The following is a 21,327-nucleotide window of genomic DNA, read 5'->3' on the forward strand; positions in this document are numbered from 1 at the left end:
AAAGAAAATAGGTTCCATATATTTTTACACACGGAACCTACTTAGTATTATAACTCTTTATAAAAAGAATAGCTTACCTTATCAAACCCCTCTCTTTCATAAAAACGATGTGCATCAATTCTTGGAAACGCAGATGTAAGAACGATAGAATTGCATCCTTTTTCTTTCCCCCATTTTTCTACATATGACAGCAGAACCTTACCATAACCTTTTGATCTATGAGCTTCCGCAGTTACAAGGTCATACACAAAAACATGTTTCTCATTATAAAAATTCGTACAAATCGCTACACCAGCTAGACTAACAACTTCATCCTCTTCATTACGTAGCGAAAATAGTTTATAATTTTCTTCTTTCATTTTTTGAAATAAAGAACTTGCTTCTTCTCTTGAAAGCTTCGTTCGTAATTGTTGTAATACGGGAAATACATCGTGTAAATCCGCTTCTGTTACTACTGCTTTAACATTCATTATGATTCGCCCCTTACTATTTATAAAATTTTCTAAATGTTATATCATCATTATAGAAAGCGACTGCCCTTAACTTAAGTGACAGTTCTATTCTTTTTTATAAGGCCAGTATAAAAAGGAGCGTCTACAAATGGATCTGAATATTCCATTAGTGTTACGAAGTAAAACACCTATTTACTTACAAATTTATGAATATATGAAACGAGAAATCTCTCATGGATCACTACATGCTGGTACACGCCTTCCTTCTCACAGAAATTTAGCTATGCAACTTAATGTAAGCCGTATTACAGTTGAATCCGCTTATCAACAATTACTAGCTGAAGGTTATGTAGAAAGCAAACCGAAACGCGGAATTTTTGTTGCAGAAGTTGATATTGATGTCATTCAAAAGAAACAGCAAATTGCGTCAAACAGTGCTAACAATAAAGAAAAAGAACGATATGATTATGATTGTAGCCAAGGACTTGTTGATCAAAAATCTTTTCCAATAACAAACTGGAAAAGAGCATTACACGAAACTTTATTTCAATATGAAAACGAATTATTCGCTAAAGAAGATCCCCAAGGTGAGCTCGTTCTACGAGAACATATTTCAAAGTATTTATATCATGCTCGCGGGGTACATTCTTCACCTGATCAAATTATTATCGGAGCAGGTACGCAGCCTCTTCTTTGGCTACTACTTCAATTACTTGGTTCAAAAAAAGAATATGGAATCGAAAATCCTGGATTCCACCGTATACCTGCTATGATTCAAAGCTCTGGCCTTCCTGTTCACCCTATCCCTTTAGATGATAAAGGGATTCATATTTCTGCTTTACGTGAATCGGGTTCCAATGTGGCATATGTCACTCCATCTCACCAATTTCCACTTGGAATCATTATGCCGTTATCTAGAAGACTCGAGTTATTAAAATGGGCGAATGATTGTAAGGGGTATATTATTGAAGATGATTACGATGGGGAATTCCGCTATATAGGAAAACCCATTCCTTCTTTACAAGGACTAGATTCAAATGAACGTGTTATTTATATGGGAACTTTCTCGAAATCTTTTTTACCTTCTTTACGAATGGGATATATCGTTTTACCACCTCATCTGCTAAAAACCTATAAAGAACTCGGTGGTATGTATAAACAAACGGTTTCTACAATGCAACAACTTACCTTTGCTACCTTTATTCAAAGCGGTGATTGGGAACGTCATATTAACCGAAGTCGTACGTTATATAAAAGAAAACATATTTCTTTAATTAAATCTATTACAAACGAAATGGGAAATAACGTGCATATACTCGGTGAACAATCCGGACTTCATATTGTACTTCACGTTCATAACAGGATGAATGAACAAGAACTTATTCATGCAGCTGCAAAAGAACGCATTAAGTTATACCCTCTCTCCACATACGATTCTGTTCATAATGTGAGGGAGGAGTCATATGTATTGCTCGGTTTTGGCAGTATTCCAGAGGATTGTATCGAAACTGTTGTCAAATTACTGAAAAAAGCGTGGTTCCCTAAATAAGAATAGCTCCACGTAAGTTATACTTACGTGGAGCTATTTTCATTCACTATTTTTCTGATCTCGCTGCCCTTCCCGGACGTTTGACACCAGTTGTTTCTGTTGAATAGGATGCTTCAATTATAGCAGTTGGATCTACAGAGAGAACGAGATCTTTCATTTTCGGATAAATGAAACGGTTTGTAATACAATAAATGATTCTCTTATGTTCTCCTAAAAAACCACCTTCTCCATGTAGATACGTAACGGATAATTGCAATTCTTTCATAAGTAGATCGCCTATTTCTTTATTTTTACCAGAAATAATCATAACGCTCTTTCCTTGATTAATACCATCTAATATGAAATCAATCATCTTCGTAACAATGTAGAAAATTGCTAATGAGAACATCGCTTGTTCAATTGAAAACAAAATGGCAACAAAGATAAAAATAACTGCATTTACAGCAAGTAAAAATGTACTAATCGGCACTTTAAAATGTTTATTCATCCAAACAGCTAGCATTTCTGATCCATCAATTGCTCCGCCCATTTTTACTACAATCCCTACACCAACACCAAATAGAACTCCTCCATAAAGAACAATTAATAATTCAGAAGTTGTAATTGCTGGAAATGGTTTTAAATAAATCAATCCGAGTGTTGTAACAACATTTGCATAGGATGTACGAATAAAAAACTTCTTTCCCATTACTTTTGCAGTAAATAATAAAATTGGGATATTAATTCCTAAGAACACTCCATAAAGCGGTAATCCAGCAACTTTATTCGCCATAATAGCAATAGCCGTTACCCCGCCATCTACTAATCCGTTAGGTGCTAAAATAAGCTCTAATGAACCCGCTACAATAATCGATCCAATTGTTAGTAATATGTATTCAAATACTTTCTTCATTCATTACCCCCAAAACTTATATATTTTCTTAGTATTATTTTAACGTAATTTCTCTACTAATACAAAGATATCAGTTTATATACACAAAAGTTTCACCTTTATAGTGATTTTTATGTAATTTTTTATTGAAGCACACTTACGCATTGTAGTAAGTGTGCCTCAAACATTTATTTAAGTTTCAAGTACGAATTCATTTTCATTTTAAATATTTCATCAACTGCCCTTTTATATCCACCAGCATTTCGAAGTGACTCTCCAACTTTACGACTATTTTCCTTAAACGTTACATCATTCATCACTTTCTTTACAGACTCACGTAACAATTCAGAAGTGAGTTCTTTACGATTCAGCCTTATTCCAGCCCCTACTTCATTTACTCGTTTCGCAACTAAAGGCTGATCTCCTGTTACCGGAATTACAACTAACGGGACACCGTAATATAGTGCTTCACTCGAACTATTCATGCCACCGTGTGTCACGAATACATCAGCATGCAGTAATACTTCTAATTGTGGCACATAATTATACAACTTAAAGTTATCCGGAATGTTTTCAAATTGACTTATATTTATCTTCTTACCAACAACTAATACGACTGTCGCTTCTACATCTTTAAAAGCTTCAAAACATTTTTCATATAGCTCAGGTTGTTCATTAAAAACTGTTCCCATAGAAATGAAAATCACTTTTTCATCTTTTAAATGTTCAATAGGAAAGCTACCTACTTCTTTTCGAGTAGCAATTGATGGACCGACAAACTTATACGATTCATCGAATACATCTGACCGCGGCTGATATTCTTTGGAAGTATATACAATAGTAATATCACCAGGATGATTCATAATATCATACATACTAGTACACTTCATTCCATACTGCTTATTCCATTTTTCCATTCCCGCTAAACAAGATTGATATACTGGATTCGTTTCATCTACTTCTCTCGATTTTTGTTCATCGTTAAAAGTAATGTACTGATTAAAAGCAAACGTTGTACAAGACGAAACGCTAGGTAATTGTAAAATATTCGCTATGATACGTCCTACTGGAAAATGATTATCGTATATTAAGTAATCGTACTGTTCTCCTTTTGTTTCTTCTACAATTTGAGTAACAATACGCTCTGATGCTTCAATCATATGAGATAGCATCGTCAAAGGACTCCCACCTTCATTTACTCGTTCCATAATATTAATTTGAGAGAGAAAATTCTCAAACTCTCGGAATTCTGCACCTGTTGCTTCAATCTTCTTTCTATAATCTTGAATACAATACGAAACAACTGTTTCCCCTCGACGAATTAACTCACTTACAATAGCTAAAGTTGGATTTATATGACCTTCTCCAGGAAAATTTATTACGAGTACATTTGCCATCATCTTCTCCCCTATCTAATATAATTAATAATTAATTATATTAATTAATTTAAAACTATTATAAAGGAATCTATTCTACTTCTTCATATTTTTCTCTTCATTTTATTATTGAGAAATATTTTTCCTAACCTACGTTATATCCCTATTGAAAGTACGCTTAACTCTTCATTTACTGAAAAACATAAGATTTATATTTGGTATTTTTACAGATTTATCATCAAAAACATTATTTTGATAATTCATACAAAAGCAGAAAAATATAATTTCCAAACTGATTTCTCACCGTAAATTTATTTAAATTCTATGTTGTCCCTATCATTATCCACTTGCAACATATTCTGTTATATAATAAATTTATCGAATTTACAGAAAAAGGAGCGATTTCATGCTACAACAACTATTCGCTTCACCTATTTTATCTATTCAAACTTTACACCCAGGTTATGAAGAACATGCAAGCGATGTGTTTCTTGTTAAAACAGCATTTGAAGAAGTTATTGTTCGTTCCTCAATAATGACTGAAGAACCAAACAATGATTTTTGGTGGGGATGTAAAAACCTTTTTGGAATCAATCCAAGGAACGTACATCATTTAGAGCATATACACGAATTATTGAAAAGGCATACTAACTTGCCCATCCCCACTATTTTGCAAAAACATGTTTTAAATGGCCGGAAGTATGTTAGTGTCGAAAAACTAACAGGAAGTACGCTCCAATCCTTTATCGGGCAATCTGATTCAATTTTATTCAGCCTTGGAAAAGGACTAGCAGAAATTCATTCGTTTCAAGCAGAGTTTACAGGAAACCCATCAGGTACTTTCCAAGTTCCACTAGAAGAATTTAAGTCTCACATACTAAATGTCAGTAAAAAACTTGTAAATAGGTTTTATTCCGATAATGCGAGCATCCGTAACGCATTTCCTACTTTTGAATCACAGCTTTCTTCCTTGCCAACACCAAAGGAATCTACGCTCGTTTTAATTGATATGGACCCTACTCAGTTTTTATCTGATGGCACAACTATTACAGGTTTAGTAGATACAGAAGCTTACGCAGTTGCTCCCCGAGAATTTGATTTTATCGGCTTAGAATATGTATTTACAGAAAAGGAAGCTCATGCTTTTAAACAAGGTTATGAAACCATTATGCCTATTCCTAATCTTATAGCATGTAGATGTCCCTATAGATATTTGTACCGGTTATTATCTGTTCAGGGCAGTGTGGAGTTAGAAAAGTGGCTAAGTCATCCATCCTATTTTTAAATACGAAGGTGAGGGATAATGAAATGAATATTGAACGAAAGAACTCTTTAACAGCGAACAAAATTCAGCAAATGAAAGCTTTAGCTCATATTTGCGGACAACACGATCAAATTGATTATTCATCAGATTTACACGTAAACTTTTTAACTGCTCGTAACAAAGAAGAAATAAATGATTTTCTATTTTATGACGATACTCAATTAATTGGTGCATTAAGTATGTATGACTTTGAAAGACCGACAAAACTAGAGTTAATAGGGTTTGTTCATCCGAAACATAGGAAACAACATATAGGTACCACTCTTTTACAAACCGCAATGAAAGAAATACGAATAAGAGAGGCCGATGAAGCGCTTCTTATTATGAATGGGGATTCTGCTTCTGGGAAAGAATTTGCAAAACATATGAAGTTACCTTATTTATATAGTGAATATAGTATGGGGTTCAAAGCAGAAGAAGTTCAAAAAACAACGAAGAATACTATACAGCTTACTCTTGCAACTTCAGAATCACTTCTTGATCTTATCGAAATTTCCAGTAAAGCGTTTGGAGATTCAGTAGAAAATACCGCAATATGGTTACAAAAGATGATGAATTCATCTTCCCATCAAGTTTACTGTGCTCTTATCGATGAAAAAGTGATAGGAACGATTACAGCTTCTGAGCAAGAGCAATCTACTACACTATCAGGATTCGCCGTTCATCCTTCTTATCAAGGTAAGGGATACGGCAAAGATATTCTTAGTTATATGGTGCATACCCTTATTACAGAAGGCATTTCAACAATTGAATTAGACGTCGAAACGAAAAATAACCATGCTTTAAAACTATATACACAATGTGGTTTCGAAATTAAAACGAAGCATGACTATTATAATGTAATGAATTTCGAGGTGAATGCATGTGTTTAAAAAACCAATTTATTCTGATTATGACATTTTTGCAGACATTTATAATAAGCATTGGGGGCATTATGCTGAACACGCCTATCCAGCCTATCATAAATTCATTTTACAAGATGCCGCCCCAAAATCTCGTATATTAGACCTTTGCTGCGGGACTGGTCATCTTACTAGAAAACTACTTGATCATAATTTTATAGTAACTGGTATAGACGGTTCTGCACAAATGATCGAACATGCACTTCATAACGCGCCAAATGCATCTTTCATCGTCGATGATGCACGCTCTTTCAAAGTAAATGAACCGTTCGACTATGTCATTTCATCCGGTGATAGCTTAAATCATATACTGAAGTTAGATGAGCTAACAGATACTTTTCGTCACGTTTATTTAGCATTATATAATGGAGGTACATTCGTATTTGATATGAATACGGAAAAAGGCTTTCTTGAAAATTGGATTGCTTCGTTTCACATTTCAACGGATGAATATGTTTGTACAATTGATTCTACATATGATAATGAAAATAAAAAAGCAGTCATGAACTTTATACTATTTCAACATGACATAGATAATAATTGGACAAGAAGTGACTTTTCATTTGAAGAATCTTGTTATTCAAATGAAGAAATAATTTCTTCGTTGAAATCCGTAGGTTTTAAGAACATTCAATTACACGGTACAAATAGAGCATTTTTCATTTGTCAAAAATAAAAAAACTGAATCATAACGATTCAGTTTTTTCTTAGTATATTTACAATAGCAGTCGTTTCATTATTTTCTTTATACACACGTGGAATTCTTCTGTCTAACATACATGTAACTTCATAGTTAATTGTACCTAACATATCCGCTATTTCTTCTACTGCGATGTTTTCTTCGCCTTGTTTACCGTAGAATACTACTTCGTCTCCCACTTGTACTGGCATTGCTTTTGAAACATCTAACATGAGCTGATCCATACAAACACGGCCAATAACAGGTACCCGAACTCCATTTATTAATGCATGCCCTTTATTTGATAACTGACGATTATAGCCATCCGCATAACCAATCGGTACAGTTGCAATCCATTCTTCACCAGTCGTTACATACGTATTCCCATAACTTACACCGCGATTCTTCTTCGCATGTTTAATATGAGCTACTTTTGATTTTAACGACAACGCAGGCTGTAAAGAAACAACTGAATGATCTACCTCTTTTGAAGGATACATTCCATAAATTCCAATACCTACACGAACCATATTCTGAAATGTATTGCTAAGTTCCATTGAGCCTGCACTATTTGAACTATGAATATATGGGATATGAATTCCTAATTCTTTTGCTGCATTGACAGCTTTTTCAAATAAACTTGTTTGCATATTCGTATATGATTTATCGATTTCATCTGCCGTAGAGTAATGTGTAAACATTCCCACTATCTCTATATACTCCATACGGTTTAATTCTTCTAAAAATGGTATAACCTCTTCTTCTTGTAAACCGATACGGCTCATTCCTGTATCAATTTTCACCTGAATTTGCGCTTTCTTTTGAAGACGGTTCGCGATTTCATTTATACCTTGTAAATCTTCACTTCTATAAACAGTCATCATAACGTCATATTGAATTGCCTCTTCAGCAGCCGTTACTGATGTATAGCCTAAAATTAAAATCGGCACGTTAATTCCTGCTTCTCTTAACTCTATCGCTTCATCTACAAATGCAACTGCAAGCTGATTTATTCCTGCTTCAATAGCAGCTTTCGCAACTTCAACTGCCCCGTGGCCATACCCATTTGCTTTTACAGCAGCCATCATTGCAATATTTTCATCATTCACTCGTTTTTTAAATTCTTTTACATTATGTTTTACTGCATTTAAGTCAACTTCAACAATTGTATCTCTTCCATATTTCAAACTCATTGGTCTAACTCCTAACTCAATAATTGCATTCCATTCTATTTCACGTTTCATATGACCTTTTACAATATAATACTTTTCAATATGCTAGTCAAACTACTAGAATTTTCGGAATTTTGAGTATGATACAATACCCTTAAGAAATTATTATATACGGAGATGAGGAGAATTACAATGTTTGTTGAATCTGCATTGCATCAGCTTAAAGTTGCTGTTGATACTTCTATTCAAATGCTTAACCAATACAATGAAGACGAATTAAAAATACAACCCCTTCACTCGAAGCGATCAGTATTTGAAATATGTGCACATCTTTCTCTTATTTGCCATGCTGATTTACTCATTTTAAATGGTAGTACGGAAAAAGAGTTACATACCTTTTATTTAGAACATACACCGGAAACAATTGCCTACATGCAACAAATAATGATTAAAGGATACAATCTTCTCTCTAAAACATTTCTTTCCTATTCCCAAGAAGAATTAGCGGAAGTTATGACTGCCTATTGGGGTATTTCTTATTCTCGATTTGAATGGTTACTTGAAATTCTCTCGCATTTTTATCATCATCGCGGGCAAGTTCATATTTTATTATGCGAGCATATGAAAGATCCTCGCATTCCGTTATTTGAGTGATTTTCGACTCATTCATTATCCAATCTACATATCATCAAATATATGTTCATTATTTATAAATAGAGAAGCTATAACCCCTATAAAAAGTATCATTCCTAATACAATAAACGTTTGAGCATAACCTCCTATTTTCATAAGATAAATAGAAATAATGGGTCCTATACTAGTACCTAAAAATAAAATAAAAGTATAAATAGAAACTGCTATTCCTCTTGCTTTCCCTCCTAATTGACCTACAAGAGCAACTAAAGACGGAACGGATATAGCAATACCTATTACAAAACAGACACTCATTATGACAAGTAGAGGCAGGTACGAAACGAAGCCCATTGCACTTAGACTAAAGATAGCGACCAACAAGCCACCCTGCAGGACTTTCCTTACTTCGAACCTCTTTGTTAAACGACCCGCAAGTGGTGACAATATCATACCAAATAGCCCCGCTAAGCGAAAATAAAGGATTTGTTCTGCAGTTAAATTGTAAATAGAAGAGCTCAAATAATTCCCTAAAACAGTATACATATTAACAAAAGCCATTAATAAAACAAACGCAATCATATAGCTCAATACTAAGCTTTTATGTGTAAATACTTTACCCATCTGTTTAATTGGTCCTAAAATATCAGTATAAGATTGAGATGTCGCCCCTTTTGGAAGAGAATACTGAACCCATACAGCAGTAATCATATAGACAACGCTAAGAAGGAAGAACACCATATGCCATCCAAAATGTTGACTAACAACCGTACTTATTACCTGACCTATAATTCCAGCTACTAAAAAACCGGTACTAACAAATCCTATCGTTGTAACCTTTTTTTCTACTGGAAACATTTCTACAACGTAGGCTAACGCTACTGGAGAAAACGTAGCTGCTGCTACCCCTTGTAATCCTCTAAGAATAACAAGCCAAAATATACTATCTACAAACCCTAACAAAAAAGAAATAATTGACAGAGTAAGTAATCCAATAAAGATCACTTTTTTTCGCCCATATTTATCAGAGATTGCCCCAAATAACAAACACCCTATAGCAAAGCCAATAGAAAATATACTACCTGTAGCTGCAGATTGTGCTAGTGAAACATTAAAAAGGTGTGAAAATAGAGCAATTAAAGGGATTGTTACATATAGGCTAGACATAACTACCATACCCGACCAACATAATACAACAGTCATTATTGTGTAATTCTTTTCACTATTTATTTCCTTTCCTATTTCCATCATAATATCTCTCCCTTACTACGATTTGTTTTATTAATTTAAAACCTCTAAAGCACTCAAAGTAGTATTTCTTTAACTGTTACTTATTTTAATTACATAGAAAAATTATGACTGAGACTTAAAGTTAGTTAAACTTATAATAAGGTAAGCTAATTATATTTCCAAATAAATAAGTTGACCCTCATAATCAACTTATTTATCTACCTTCTCCTAATTTCACCTGCATAGTTACTTGCATTTTATTTAATAACTTCTCTAAAACTTGACGCTCTTCTTGATTAAAGTCGTCAACTAACGAAGCGCAAGATAACCAAAAAGTTGGTAAAGATTGCGTAACTAGTTCTTTTCCTTTCGGAGTAATTTTCACTTTTAATCTTCTTCGATCTTCAGAATGATGGAATCTTACGATTAACTCTCGTTTTTCCATCCAATCTAATAAACCAGTGACAGAAGCACGTGTGATCCCTAATCGACTCGCAATATCCGAAGGACTCATGTTCACTTCCTCCCCATTTGATTCCATTTCACGCAAAATAAACAACAGTAAAAAATCTAATTTACTTTCTGAAATACCAAGCGGAGCTAAATCTACGTCAACAGCATCCAGAACATTATCAGACGTCCATAACATTAACAAACCAAGTTTTGCTGCGATTGGATCCGTATCCGCTGATGCCGTCTTTTTTATTAACTCTGCATACGGCCCAATCCCTAAAGGAAGAGAATCATTTCTTGAATTCATCCATCTTCAGTCTCCTTTCTTTTCAACTAATTAGCTTGCCTAACTACCTTTTATTATACTCACATTTTTCCTTTTATTGCAAGAATATTGTTAAACAAAAAATCCTGTCATTAAAACAGGATTTTTCAAACTGACTAGCTATTATCTTTAAATAATACGAAACTCCTTTAAGGCAAAGAAAATACCACCTTCACTCGCCTTCTTTGTAACGAAATCAGCTTTTGTTTTTAGTACTTCTCCGCCATTCCCCATCGCAATTCCTAATCCTACATATTGCAACATCTCAATATCGTTTCCACCATCACCAAAAGCAATTGCTTCTGATTTACAAATGTTTAAATGCTCCAATACTTTTTGAATTGCGGTGAGCTTCGATACTTTATTATCTTCCAATACATTTATGACATAACCATGAAAACGGTCAAATGTAAGCATTGGGTATTTTTCAATAAATTTTTGAGATTCTATTTCATCCGCATACAGACATAAACAATAGATCTCTTCAGACAAATCCTTGCTTTTTTCAGGGTACTCCCCTAAATTTAACGTCTCGCTAAGCGCTTGCATTACACGCTCATTATCTGAGGCTATTCCGTTCATTGTAAAACCCTCAGTAAAATAAGAAACGCCGTGACCATGTAATTCTGCAAACTCTGAGATATCATGTACGATTTCACTGGAAAGTACTGATTTATGTATAACTGATTCCTCACACTTAATATGTGCACCATTTGCAGAAATAAACGTATTTATGCCTAATTCCTTAAATTGCGAACATAAGCTATATGGTCTCCCTGTTGTAACAACTACGTGAATTCCTTTATCTATTAATCTTTGTATCGCTTCTTTTGTACTTTCGTGCATACTTCTATCAATCTCACTTAAAAGCGTACCGTCAACATCAAAAAACACTACTTTGTACACGGGTCTTTACATCTCGTCCAAATGATTCGTATCATTAATAAAATGCACCGTTTTTTGTTCGCCATCAATTTCAATTAAGCTTATTCCCGTATCTCCCATTTTAAAATAATAGTCCATTGAAATGGGCATTTTGAAAAAAGCACGTAATAGACTATTTATTACACCACCGTGTGCAACGATTGCAATTCGGTCATATGTATTCTCTGTCACGATTTTAGAAAAGATTCCTTCTATTCTCATTCTAAATTCAATAAATGATTCCCCGTTTTCAAAACGATCATGGAGAAATTTTGGCTCTGGATATTTTTTTGCCTCTTCAAATGACAACCCGGCTTGTACCCCATTATTAAACTCCATTAATTCCTCTTCTAATTGAATTGGGCATCCAATTCCTTCTGCTAACATTTCACCAGTTTCGCGAGCACGTTTTAATGTGCTTGCCCAAATGAAATCTGGTGGAAAATCTGCTTTCACTTTCTGTACAAGCCTTTGTACTTGTTGTCTTCCCTTTTCTGTTAATTCAAAATCAGCTCGTCCTTCATGTACATTTAAGATATCAGCTTCTGATTCTCCGTGGCGTATTAGTAGTATTTGCATGTTTATTCCCCCTTTTCTCCTTAAAACCAAGACTAAATTTTAACATATTATTAAAAGTTTTCAAAATAATAAAAGCAACCTCCATTCATAAGAGAATGAAAATTGCTTTTATTCCTAACTAAATTTCTTTTAAACACTCTTTAGACTTTCCTCCTACTCCCCAATGCGAACTTGGGATTTCATTCACTAAAACACGAACCCGTCCAACATCTACATCTAAGTTTTTCGCAACTACCTCTGTAACATCAAATATTAGATTTTGAATTTGTTCCTGCTTCCTACCTTCTATTATTTGAATTTGTATAATGGGCATTTTTATCTCTCGCTTTACTATTTATTCACAAAACATCGCTACACTTCCTAAATCATCAAATTGTGCAATTATGGAATCTCCTGCTTTAAATGCAATCGCTTCAGATAATGCACCACTTAATACAATATCACCTTTTTTAAATCCTTCATTTTGTAAACCAAGTTTATTTACCGCCCAAGCGATTGCCTCTGCTGGATGTCCCAGCACAGCTGCTCCTGTCCCAGTTGTAGCAACCTTACCATTCTTCGACATAACCATCCCGATATTAGCTAAATCTATATCTTTAACATCAATCCATTTACTTCCTAACAAAAATTTTGAAGAGGAACAATTATCTGCTATTACATCAGGCAATGTAAATTTAAAATTTAAATATCTACTATCAATAACCTCTAAGGCTGGCGCAACATATTTCGTTGCCTTTAATACATCCTCAGCTGTCACATTCGTCCCCTGTAAATCATCACCTATTAAAAAAGCAATCTCTGGCTCTACTTTCGGATGAATCAACGTTTCGTATTGCAATGGCTCCCATTCGAACGCTAGCATATCGTCCAACAAATATCCGTAAATCGCTTCATTAATCCCCATCATTTGTTGTTTTGCCTTACTCGTTAATCCAAGTTTCACACCAACTCTTTTAGAACCTTCGCTCATTTTTTGTTCAATTAAACATTTTTGCAATTTATAAGCATCCTCTACTGTTAAATCAGGGTGCTTATCCGTTACTTTTACTACTTCTTTCCTTCCTTTTTCAGCCTGAAGTAAATACTCCACAATTTCTAAATCTGCCCCTTTCACTAAAGCCATCATTTACACCCCCGTTTTTATCTTTGCTAATTCTGCCGCTACATCTAAAATCATATCCTCTTGTCCACCAACTACTTTTCTTCTTCCAAGTTCTATTAAAATATCACGGGCGTCTACATTAAAGCGTCTTGCCGCCCTTTCAGCATGCAATAAAAAGCTAGAGTATACACCAGCATATCCCATTACAAGACTTCCTTTTTGAATTTCTTGTGGTACTGGCAATAAAGGAGCAACAACCTCCTCAGCTAAGTCCATCATCTTATATAAATCTACATCTAACTTATATCCCATACGATCCAACACAGCGAGCAATACTTCTGTTTGAGCATTTCCAGCTCCTGCTCCAAGACACCGTACACTTCCGTCAATACGTGTCGCGCCTTCCTCAATTGCAGTAACTGTATTCGCTACTGCAACTGAAAGGTTATTATGGCCATGGAAACCGATTTCTATATTCAAAGATTGACGTAATGCACGAATACGCTCACGTACTTCGTGCGGTAATAAAGCACCAGCTGAGTCAGTCACATAAACCGCTTCAGCACCATACTCCTCCATAAGTTTTGCTTGTTCTACTAGTTTTTCAACCGGTGCAGAATGAGCCATCATTAAAAAACCACACACTTCCATACCTAATTCTCGAGCAAAATGAATATGTTGAGCTGAAACATCAGCTTCTGTTACATGGGTTGCTACACGAACAAGTTTCGCACCAATATTTGCAGCTTGCTTTAATTCATAAATCGTTCCAATACCAGGAATTAACAAGACAGCTACTTTAGCTTGCTTGCACTCATCTACCGCGGCTTCAATGAGTTTCATTTCATTAACTAATGACTTTCCATATTGTAAGGTAGAACCACCTAAACCATCTCCATGGCTCACTTCAATATAATGCATACCAGCCTCGTCTAATGCCCTTGCTACAAATCGAACTTGCTCTTCTGTAAATTGATGTTTCATTACATGGCTTCCATCACGTAAACAAACTTCCGTTATTTTCACTGGCCTTTCACTATTTCGCCTCATTCATTACACCTCTTTTCTTCTCCGAAATGATTTGCGTTGCAAATTCTTCACCCACTTTTAATGCCGCCGCTGTCATAATATCTAAATTACCGGCATAAGGAGGAAAATAATCTCCAGCTCCTTCAACTTCTAAAAATACAGTTACACGATTCCCATCAAACATTGGCTCTTGTTTCAAAGAGTAACCGGGAACATACGTCTTAACTCCTTCAACCATCTTATGAATTGCTTCATATATAGAAACTTCATCCATATCCTTTACTTCACAATATACTGTATCTCTCATCAATATAGGTGGCTTTGCAGGGTTTAATATTATTATCGCCTTCCCCTTGTCAGCTCCACCAATTTCTTCAATTCCACGCTTTGTCGTAATTGTAAATTCATCGATATTTGCCCTTGTACCTGGTCCTGCACTTAAACTGGAAATTGTAGCAACTATCTCTGCATATGTAACATTTGCCACCTCATTAATAGCATGAACAATCGGGATCGTTGCTTGTCCCCCGCACGTAATCATATTAACGTTTTGCTTATCTAAAAAGTCATTATTTCGAATAGCAGGACAAACAAATGGCCCATATGCGGCCGGAGTTAAGTCAATTACTATTTTCCCAAGCTCTTCTAACATTTTCGCATGATAACTATGTGCTTTAGCTGAGGTTGCATCAAATACAATATCAGCTAAGCTTGGATTATCAATAATTGCTTTTATTCCATTATCAAAAACCTCGTATCCGGCTTCTTTCGTTCTCTTTAAACCATCCGATTCTGAATCTATTCCAATCATGGCATTGAGCTCTATAACTTCACTTTTTCTTAATTTATACATTAAATCCGTACCAATATTACCTGATCCAATTATAGCCGCCTTTATTTTCTTCACATCTATCCCTCCTTTTCGCAACACTTTAACCTATATGAATGCAACTGAAACTGATCCGAGTGACCCGAAGTCAGCTTGAATACTATCTTTACTATTCACTGTGACTGCACCAGATAACGCACCTGGTAGAATTAACTCCCCTGCTTTTAATCCAATATTAAATTCATGTAGTTTATTAGCTAACCAAGCAATAGCTTGTGCAGGATGCCCTAATGCAGCCGCACCAGCACCCGTTGCAATTAGACTATTATTTTTATAAAGTGTCATTCCAGTTGTACGTAAATCTACTTTATCGATGCTAGAGAATGTATTACCAATTACAACTTTTGCTGACGAGCCATTATCCGCTACTGTATCGACCAATTTTATTTTCCAATCGGAAATACGACTATCAATTATTTCAAGTGTAGGTACAACATACTTCGTTGCCATCAGTACATCAATGTATGTAATATTAGGCCCTTTTAAATCTTTCTCTAAAACAAATCCTATTTCTGCTTCTATTTTCGGGGATACAAAAGAACTTATTGAGATTGTACTTCCATTTTCTATTTTCATGTCATCTAACAAATGTCCATAATCTGGTTCATTTACCCCAAGCATCTGCTGCATCGCAACACTCGTAAGTCCAACTTTCTTTCCGATTACATAACGCCCGTTCTTCAGCTTTCTTTCTACTACCTCAAGCTGAATATTATAAGCATCCTTAACCGATAAATTAGCATATCTCTCATTAAAAGGAGGTATCCCTACACGTGAATCTTCAGCCTGTAATAGTTCATCAGCTAATTCTTTAATTAACAATTGCTCTCACCTCATTTTTAAATTTATATATCCTCAATCCTTTACAGTTTAACTAGCCCCCACCCATCTCCTTATTTTTATGAACATTAGATGGGAGCTCTTTGTATATTAAGTTAAAATATTATCCTTATAATTTCATCGTTACCGTCTTAGCTTCCGTATAAAATTCGAAACTATGACGTCCACCTTCTCTACCAATTCCACTTGCCTTCGAACCTCCAAATGGAGTACGTAAATCTCGGACATACCAACAATTAATCCATAGTAAGCCTGAATCAATTTGTGCAACCACCCGTTGCGCTCGTCTAAGGTCATTTGTCCAAACAACTCCAGCTAGTCCATAAATGGAATCATTCGCAATGCGAATTGCATCCTCCTCCGTTTTAAATGGAATAACAACTAGCACTGGACCAAATATTTCTTCCTGTGCTACACGCATACTGTTATCAACATCATATAGAATAGTAGGTTTATAAAAGTTTCCTTCTACTAGACTCTCTACTCTTTTTCCACCGTAGGCTAATTTTGCCCCTTCTGAAATTCCTATTTCTACATAGCGATCAACTGTTTCTAAATGAGATTTTGATACAAGCGCTCCCATATCTGTATCTTCAGAAAGGGGATCTCCAACTTTTATTCTTTTTACAGCCGCTACAAATTTCTCTAAAAACTGTTCATATACACTTTCTTGCACAAGTAATCTTGAACCAGCTAAACAAATTTCTCCTTGGTTCCGATAAATAGCTTCAATCGATCCTTGTACCGCTTCATCTAGATCTGCATCTTCAAATACGATATTTGCTGATTTACCTCCTAATTCTAATGAAACAGGTATTAAGTTTTCTGCTGCATTCCGCATAATTGTCTTGCCTGTATTACTTTCTCCAACAAATGAAATTCTTCTAACAGCTGGATGTGTTGTCATTTTTGTCCCGACGGTACTCCCAGGACCTGTAATAATATTAAGTACACCTGGTGGTAATCCTGCATCATTTGCAATTTCACCAAGCATAACTGCGCTTAATGGAGTATAGGAGGCCGGTTTAACAACAACAGTATTACCAGAAGCAAGTGCAGCTGATGCTTTCCACGTCATTTGCATAAATGGCAAATTCCAAGGAATGATTAAACTTGTCACTCCCGCAGGAGCATACTTTGCATATGACATAAAGTTATGTTTGTCATAGTGCTCGTGCACCATATATTTAGCCATTTCAGCAAAGAAACGAAAATTATGAGCCGAACGTGGTATATCGAAGCCTTTACTTTCTTTAATTGGTTTTCCAACATCGAGAGTTTCTATATATGCTAGTTCATCTACTCTTTCCATAATTAAATCCGACATTCTACATAAAATATGTGAGCGTTCTTCCACTGGCATTTTACTCCAAATGCCACTTTTAAATGTACGTTCCGCCACATCAATTGCTCTTTTGGTGTCCTCTTCATTTGCCTTTGCAATAGATGCAAGCTTTCTATTCGTCGCTGGATTGAATGTATCAAACGTTTCACCACATACAGAATCCACGTATTGTCCATCAATAAACAATTTCGCATCTTTCACTTTTAGTTTGTCAGCTAATAATTCTTTGTTCATCTTCTTTACCTCCTATTCCTCAATTTCTAAAACCATCTCAATTTCAATTGTTGTATTATTAGGTAACTGAGCCATACCGACTGCAGAACGAGCATGTTTTCCTTTTTCTCCAAAAATATCTACTAATACATCCGATGCCCCGTTCATTACTTTTGGCTGATTAATAAAATCTTCTGTACTATTTACAAAACCAAGTATTTTTACAATTCGTTTTACCTTATTTAAATCACCTAGTTCATTTTTCACAACACTTAACAAATTCAACATCGATTGCCTTGCCGCTTTATATCCTTCATCAATGGAAATATCTTTTCCTAATTTCCCGTGATACTCATCTACACCTTGTCCAGCAGTAAATAGTAAGTTACCTACTCTTACACAACTAACATAATTTCCAACTGCTGGGCGAATAGCTGGTAGTGTAATTCCCAATTCACTTAGTTTATCCTCAGGTGTTTGTACTCTCTGCATATGCTACACCTCGTTTTTTTATATCAATATTTAAAAATTCCGCAGCATTCCCCCCAAGCATCGCTGCCTTTTGTTCCTCTGATAAACTGGCTGTTTCATCAATCACCTTTCCCGGGTCAACTTCTCGCAATAAAAACGGATAATCTGAACCCATGAAAATCTTTTCATGCCCAAATCTTTCAATCATATATTTCAAATTAATAGGATCATAATTTAAAGAATCAAAATAAAATTTCTTTGCATAATAACTAGGAGGATGCGTAGTCAATCGTAAATGCGGCCATACTTTCCAGCCTTGATCTAACCTTGGCAAAATATATGGGAAAGATCCGCCGCCATGCGCAAAACAAACCTTTAGCCGTGGAAACTTCTCCATTATCCCACTCCATATTAATGTAGCTGCCGCAAGTGCCGTTTCACTCGGCATCCCTACTGTGTACATAAAATTATGATGTGGCATTCTATCCCGCCCTAATGTCTCCCATGGATGAATAAAAATTGGAACTTGCCATTTTTCAGCCATTCGAAAGAATTCAATAAACGATGGGTCATCTAAATTTTTACCATTTACATTTGTACCAATTTCAATACCATGTAAATTTAATTCCGTTATGCAACGCTCCATTTCACGAATTGCAGTTTCTCCATCTTGCATCGGAACCGTTCCTAACCCTACAAAACGATCTGGATATGCTAAAACTGTTTCTGCAATAAAATCATTTTGAATACGTGCCATACTTTCAGCTTCCTCTGGTTTTGCCCAATATGAAAATGTAACTGGGATTGGCGATAAAACTTGAATATCAACACCTTCACGATCCATATCTTCAATTCTTTTCTTAGGACACCATACTTGGTCTGTCACGTCACGAAAATTTTTACCTCCAACCATAATACTTGCACCACATGTACAAGTCCGATTTAATATCGGCCAACGACCGCCACCAAACTTCTCTTCAAAATCTGGAAAAGTTTCAGGAATAATATGTGTATGAAAATCTATTCGCACTTCCATTCCTCCACTTCCTCTGGCATAATATGACCGCAGTTTTTACATGCTCGAATTTCTTTATTTGAATTAAAACTATGAATCGCTTCTTTTACTTGTTTTTCAATATCATTTAATTGGACACGTACACGATGCATTTCATGATTACACTCGTCACAGAACCAAACGAAATCCTCAAGTTCTCCTTGGCTACGTTTTCTTTCAATTACGAGCCCATATGTGTTAGCAACGCGATGTGGTGAATGCGGCACCATAGCTGGTAGCATAAATACATCCCCTTCTTTTACTGTGACGACTTCCCGCTTACCTTCCTCTGTAATACATTCCACATAACATTCACCTTTAATTTGATAGAAAAATTCATCTGAAGGATCTACGTGGAAATCACGTCTTCTATTTGGACCACCTAATATCATGGCGATAAACTCTGAATCTTGCCAAATAACTTTGTTATTTACTGGTGGCTTTAATAACTCCTTATTCTCATCAATCCATTTTAGTAAATTAAAAGATTGCAATGTTTTAGACATATTATTTCCTCCTCATGATTCCTTTTTATTTATATCGTTTTAAAAAGACCAACCGAGTAAAGAGCTAGACTTTTGCAAATCCCCATGGTAGACATAATCTCTAATTCTCGTTGAAGATATTCGCTCACCTTCATCACAGCAAACATCTTTCACTATAGAAATGTTGAAGTGTTCTCTTAGCAATTCAATATTTCCCTCACGATTTTTTCCAAATTTAAAATCTTGACCAATAAAAATTTCTACAGGGCTTAACCTTTTTATTTCTTGAATAAAACAACTTGCGCTTTTGTTTATATAAGACTGATCAAACCGAATTACAATTACATGTTCAACACCAAGGTTTTGAAGATGTTTCACCTTCTCATCAATAGTCGTTAATACTTGCGCTCCTTGAAAATATGAACGTGGTGGTGGATCAAATGTATACACAACGTTTGTTATCTTTAATGCTTTTGCCTTCTCAACCGCATTTTTAATAACCGCTTGATGACCTTTATGTACACCATCAAAAGCACCAATTGAAACAATAGATTTCTTTAATTTCGGTATACACTGCTCATGTATATAAATGATTCTCACCTCTTTTCTTCTAAAGTTAAATTTCCAAATAGCCAAATTCCTTGGAAATCAAATTTGCCGTATTCATCACACTTTGAATTATGATTTCACGATTACTTCCCTGCATATACGATATAGGCCCAACAATATTAAGCGCCGCAATGGTTCTCCCAGTATAAGATCGAATAGGAGCTGCAATCCCATACAATCCATGCTCATTTTCATTATCACTAATTGAATAACCTTGTTTACGAATCTTTTGTAACTCTGTCTGGAATTGTTTGACGCAAGTAATTGTATTAGGCGCTCTTGGTAAAAGCCCTTTTTCTGAAGTATATTCTAACGGAGTTGAATGAAATGAAAGCAGTACTTTCCCTGTGCTTGTACAATACGCAGGTTCTCTTGATCCAACGTGCGTTGAGATTTGAACGGACTCCTTTGATGAAACTTTCAATATAAATACAACATCACCACGATCAAACATACCGATATGCACAGTACCACTAAAATTTCTTACAAGCTCTTCAACAAGTGGAATCGCTCCACTATAAATCTCTTGCTGAAACATGACTTGATTTCCCCACTCTAACAATTTCCAACCTAATCTATATTTTCTTTGCTCATCTTGTATGAGCATTCCTTCTGCACACAACGTACGAACAAGATGGTGAACCGTACTCGCATTCATATTTAGCTTTTCCGCTATTTCCGAATTACCCAGCACAGGCTCATTGCTCGTAAAACAATTTAGAATTTTACAAATTTTACTGATAGAAGCGATCAAATCGTTTACCTCCCCTATTCCAGTTACAATTCTCAAGTTTTAGATATTGTTAAAAATATAAGAAGATTTA

24 protein-coding genes are annotated in these 21,327 nt (G+C 35.2%); 5 read left to right on the plus strand and 19 right to left on the minus strand.

Features of this window, described 5'->3' with window-relative positions; genetic code table 11:
* Window positions 1–47: 47 nt before the first annotated feature.
* Window positions 48–470: a GNAT family N-acetyltransferase gene (locus DN390_RS14940; protein ID WP_098608539.1), complete on the minus strand. Its 423-nt coding sequence runs from the start codon at window positions 468–470 to the stop codon at window positions 48–50.
* A 130-nt stretch (window positions 471–600) separates the two neighbouring features.
* Between DN390_RS14940 and pdxR the strand changes: the two genes are divergently transcribed.
* Window positions 601–2,001: a MocR-like pyridoxine biosynthesis transcription factor PdxR gene (pdxR, locus tag DN390_RS14945; protein WP_147807700.1), complete on the plus strand. Its 1,401-nt coding sequence runs from the start codon at window positions 601–603 to the stop codon at window positions 1,999–2,001.
* A 46-nt stretch (window positions 2,002–2,047) separates the two neighbouring features.
* Here the strand turns inward: pdxR and DN390_RS14950 are convergent, their stop codons facing one another.
* Window positions 2,048–2,893: a YitT family protein gene (locus DN390_RS14950; protein ID WP_000755119.1), complete on the minus strand. Its 846-nt coding sequence runs from the start codon at window positions 2,891–2,893 to the stop codon at window positions 2,048–2,050.
* A gap of 167 nt (window positions 2,894–3,060) precedes the next feature.
* The gene (locus tag DN390_RS14955; RefSeq protein ID WP_147807701.1) at window positions 3,061–4,269 is read right to left on the minus strand and encodes a macrolide family glycosyltransferase; all 1,209 of its coding nucleotides are present in this window, start codon (window positions 4,267–4,269) and stop codon (window positions 3,061–3,063) included.
* Between the two features lie 385 nt (window positions 4,270–4,654).
* Between DN390_RS14955 and DN390_RS14960 the strand changes: the two genes are divergently transcribed.
* The 3 genes from DN390_RS14960 to DN390_RS14970 are packed head-to-tail and all read left to right on the plus strand — an operon-like array spanning window position 4,655 to window position 7,150.
* Entirely contained in the window at window positions 4,655–5,533 is an 879-nt protein-coding gene (locus DN390_RS14960) for a nitrate reductase (protein WP_147807702.1), read from the plus strand.
* 23 nt (window positions 5,534–5,556) lie between these two features.
* On the plus strand, window positions 5,557–6,444 hold the full coding sequence (locus DN390_RS14965; protein ID WP_147807703.1) for a GNAT family N-acetyltransferase: 888 nt from the start codon (window positions 5,557–5,559) through the stop codon (window positions 6,442–6,444).
* Window positions 6,437–7,150 (plus strand): class I SAM-dependent methyltransferase, encoded by a 714-nt coding sequence (locus tag DN390_RS14970; RefSeq protein ID WP_147807704.1) that lies wholly within the window; start codon window positions 6,437–6,439, stop codon window positions 7,148–7,150. The genes DN390_RS14965 and DN390_RS14970 overlap by 8 nt, the downstream gene beginning before the upstream one ends.
* A gap of 20 nt (window positions 7,151–7,170) precedes the next feature.
* Here the strand turns inward: DN390_RS14970 and alr are convergent, their stop codons facing one another.
* A complete protein-coding gene (gene alr / locus DN390_RS14975; RefSeq protein WP_147807753.1) occupies window positions 7,171–8,346 on the minus strand; it encodes an alanine racemase in 1,176 nt (391 codons plus the stop codon).
* A gap of 171 nt (window positions 8,347–8,517) precedes the next feature.
* Here alr and DN390_RS14980 point away from each other — a divergent pair, with 171 nt between their 5' ends.
* Window positions 8,518–8,979, plus strand: coding sequence for a DinB family protein (locus DN390_RS14980; RefSeq protein ID WP_147807705.1), 462 nt, complete (start codon window positions 8,518–8,520; stop codon window positions 8,977–8,979).
* A gap of 24 nt (window positions 8,980–9,003) precedes the next feature.
* On the opposite strand, the gene DN390_RS14985 is transcribed toward DN390_RS14980, so the two are convergent.
* From DN390_RS14985 to DN390_RS15055, 15 genes are all read right to left on the minus strand, one after another.
* Complete coding sequence (locus DN390_RS14985; RefSeq protein WP_147807706.1) at window positions 9,004–10,203, minus strand: MFS transporter; 1,200 nt, start codon at window positions 10,201–10,203, stop codon at window positions 9,004–9,006.
* 196 nt (window positions 10,204–10,399) lie between these two features.
* Complete coding sequence (locus tag DN390_RS14990) at window positions 10,400–10,945, minus strand: MarR family winged helix-turn-helix transcriptional regulator (RefSeq protein ID WP_097949708.1); 546 nt, start codon at window positions 10,943–10,945, stop codon at window positions 10,400–10,402.
* 147 nt (window positions 10,946–11,092) lie between these two features.
* Entirely contained in the window at window positions 11,093–11,869 is a 777-nt protein-coding gene (locus DN390_RS14995) for a Cof-type HAD-IIB family hydrolase (RefSeq protein ID WP_098608534.1), read from the minus strand.
* A 6-nt stretch (window positions 11,870–11,875) separates the two neighbouring features.
* Window positions 11,876–12,466: a histidine phosphatase family protein gene (locus DN390_RS15000; protein WP_147807707.1), complete on the minus strand. Its 591-nt coding sequence runs from the start codon at window positions 12,464–12,466 to the stop codon at window positions 11,876–11,878.
* 118 nt (window positions 12,467–12,584) lie between these two features.
* A complete protein-coding gene (locus tag DN390_RS15005; protein ID WP_254916606.1) occupies window positions 12,585–12,785 on the minus strand; it encodes a 4-oxalocrotonate tautomerase in 201 nt (66 codons plus the stop codon).
* Between the two features lie 15 nt (window positions 12,786–12,800).
* Complete coding sequence (locus DN390_RS15010; RefSeq protein ID WP_098608559.1) at window positions 12,801–13,589, minus strand: 2-keto-4-pentenoate hydratase; 789 nt, start codon at window positions 13,587–13,589, stop codon at window positions 12,801–12,803.
* 3 nt (window positions 13,590–13,592) lie between these two features.
* Window positions 13,593–14,618, minus strand: a complete 1,026-nt coding sequence (gene dmpG, locus DN390_RS15015; protein ID WP_098608532.1) for a 4-hydroxy-2-oxovalerate aldolase — start codon at window positions 14,616–14,618, stop codon at window positions 13,593–13,595.
* Window positions 14,605–15,504 (minus strand): acetaldehyde dehydrogenase (acetylating), encoded by a 900-nt coding sequence (locus DN390_RS15020; RefSeq protein ID WP_098608531.1) that lies wholly within the window; start codon window positions 15,502–15,504, stop codon window positions 14,605–14,607. Before DN390_RS15020 ends, dmpG begins: the two co-directional genes overlap by 14 nt.
* Before the next feature lie 30 nt (window positions 15,505–15,534).
* Complete coding sequence (locus tag DN390_RS15025; protein WP_147807708.1) at window positions 15,535–16,308, minus strand: 2-keto-4-pentenoate hydratase; 774 nt, start codon at window positions 16,306–16,308, stop codon at window positions 15,535–15,537.
* Between the two features lie 127 nt (window positions 16,309–16,435).
* Window positions 16,436–17,905, minus strand: coding sequence for an aldehyde dehydrogenase (locus DN390_RS15030; protein WP_098608529.1), 1,470 nt, complete (start codon window positions 17,903–17,905; stop codon window positions 16,436–16,438).
* Between the two features lie 12 nt (window positions 17,906–17,917).
* Window positions 17,918–18,376, minus strand: a complete 459-nt coding sequence (locus DN390_RS15035) for a RidA family protein (protein ID WP_147807709.1) — start codon at window positions 18,374–18,376, stop codon at window positions 17,918–17,920.
* The gene (locus DN390_RS15040) at window positions 18,354–19,391 is read right to left on the minus strand and encodes an amidohydrolase family protein (RefSeq protein WP_000453803.1); all 1,038 of its coding nucleotides are present in this window, start codon (window positions 19,389–19,391) and stop codon (window positions 18,354–18,356) included. The genes DN390_RS15035 and DN390_RS15040 overlap by 23 nt, the downstream gene beginning before the upstream one ends.
* Window positions 19,376–19,915 (minus strand): 3-hydroxyanthranilate 3,4-dioxygenase, encoded by a 540-nt coding sequence (nbaC, locus tag DN390_RS15045; RefSeq protein WP_048552176.1) that lies wholly within the window; start codon window positions 19,913–19,915, stop codon window positions 19,376–19,378. Before nbaC ends, DN390_RS15040 begins: the two co-directional genes overlap by 16 nt.
* A gap of 39 nt (window positions 19,916–19,954) precedes the next feature.
* On the minus strand, window positions 19,955–20,494 hold the full coding sequence (locus DN390_RS15050) for an FAD synthetase family protein (protein WP_048552174.1): 540 nt from the start codon (window positions 20,492–20,494) through the stop codon (window positions 19,955–19,957).
* A gap of 16 nt (window positions 20,495–20,510) precedes the next feature.
* Window positions 20,511–21,257 (minus strand): IclR family transcriptional regulator, encoded by a 747-nt coding sequence (locus DN390_RS15055; protein ID WP_098608527.1) that lies wholly within the window; start codon window positions 21,255–21,257, stop codon window positions 20,511–20,513.
* Between the last annotated feature and the right edge of the window lie 70 nt (window positions 21,258–21,327).

It is taken from the genome of Bacillus sp. SH7-1 (genome assembly GCF_008042405.1).
GTDB classification, from domain to species: domain Bacteria; phylum Bacillota; class Bacilli; order Bacillales; family Bacillaceae_G; genus Bacillus_A; species Bacillus_A thuringiensis_N.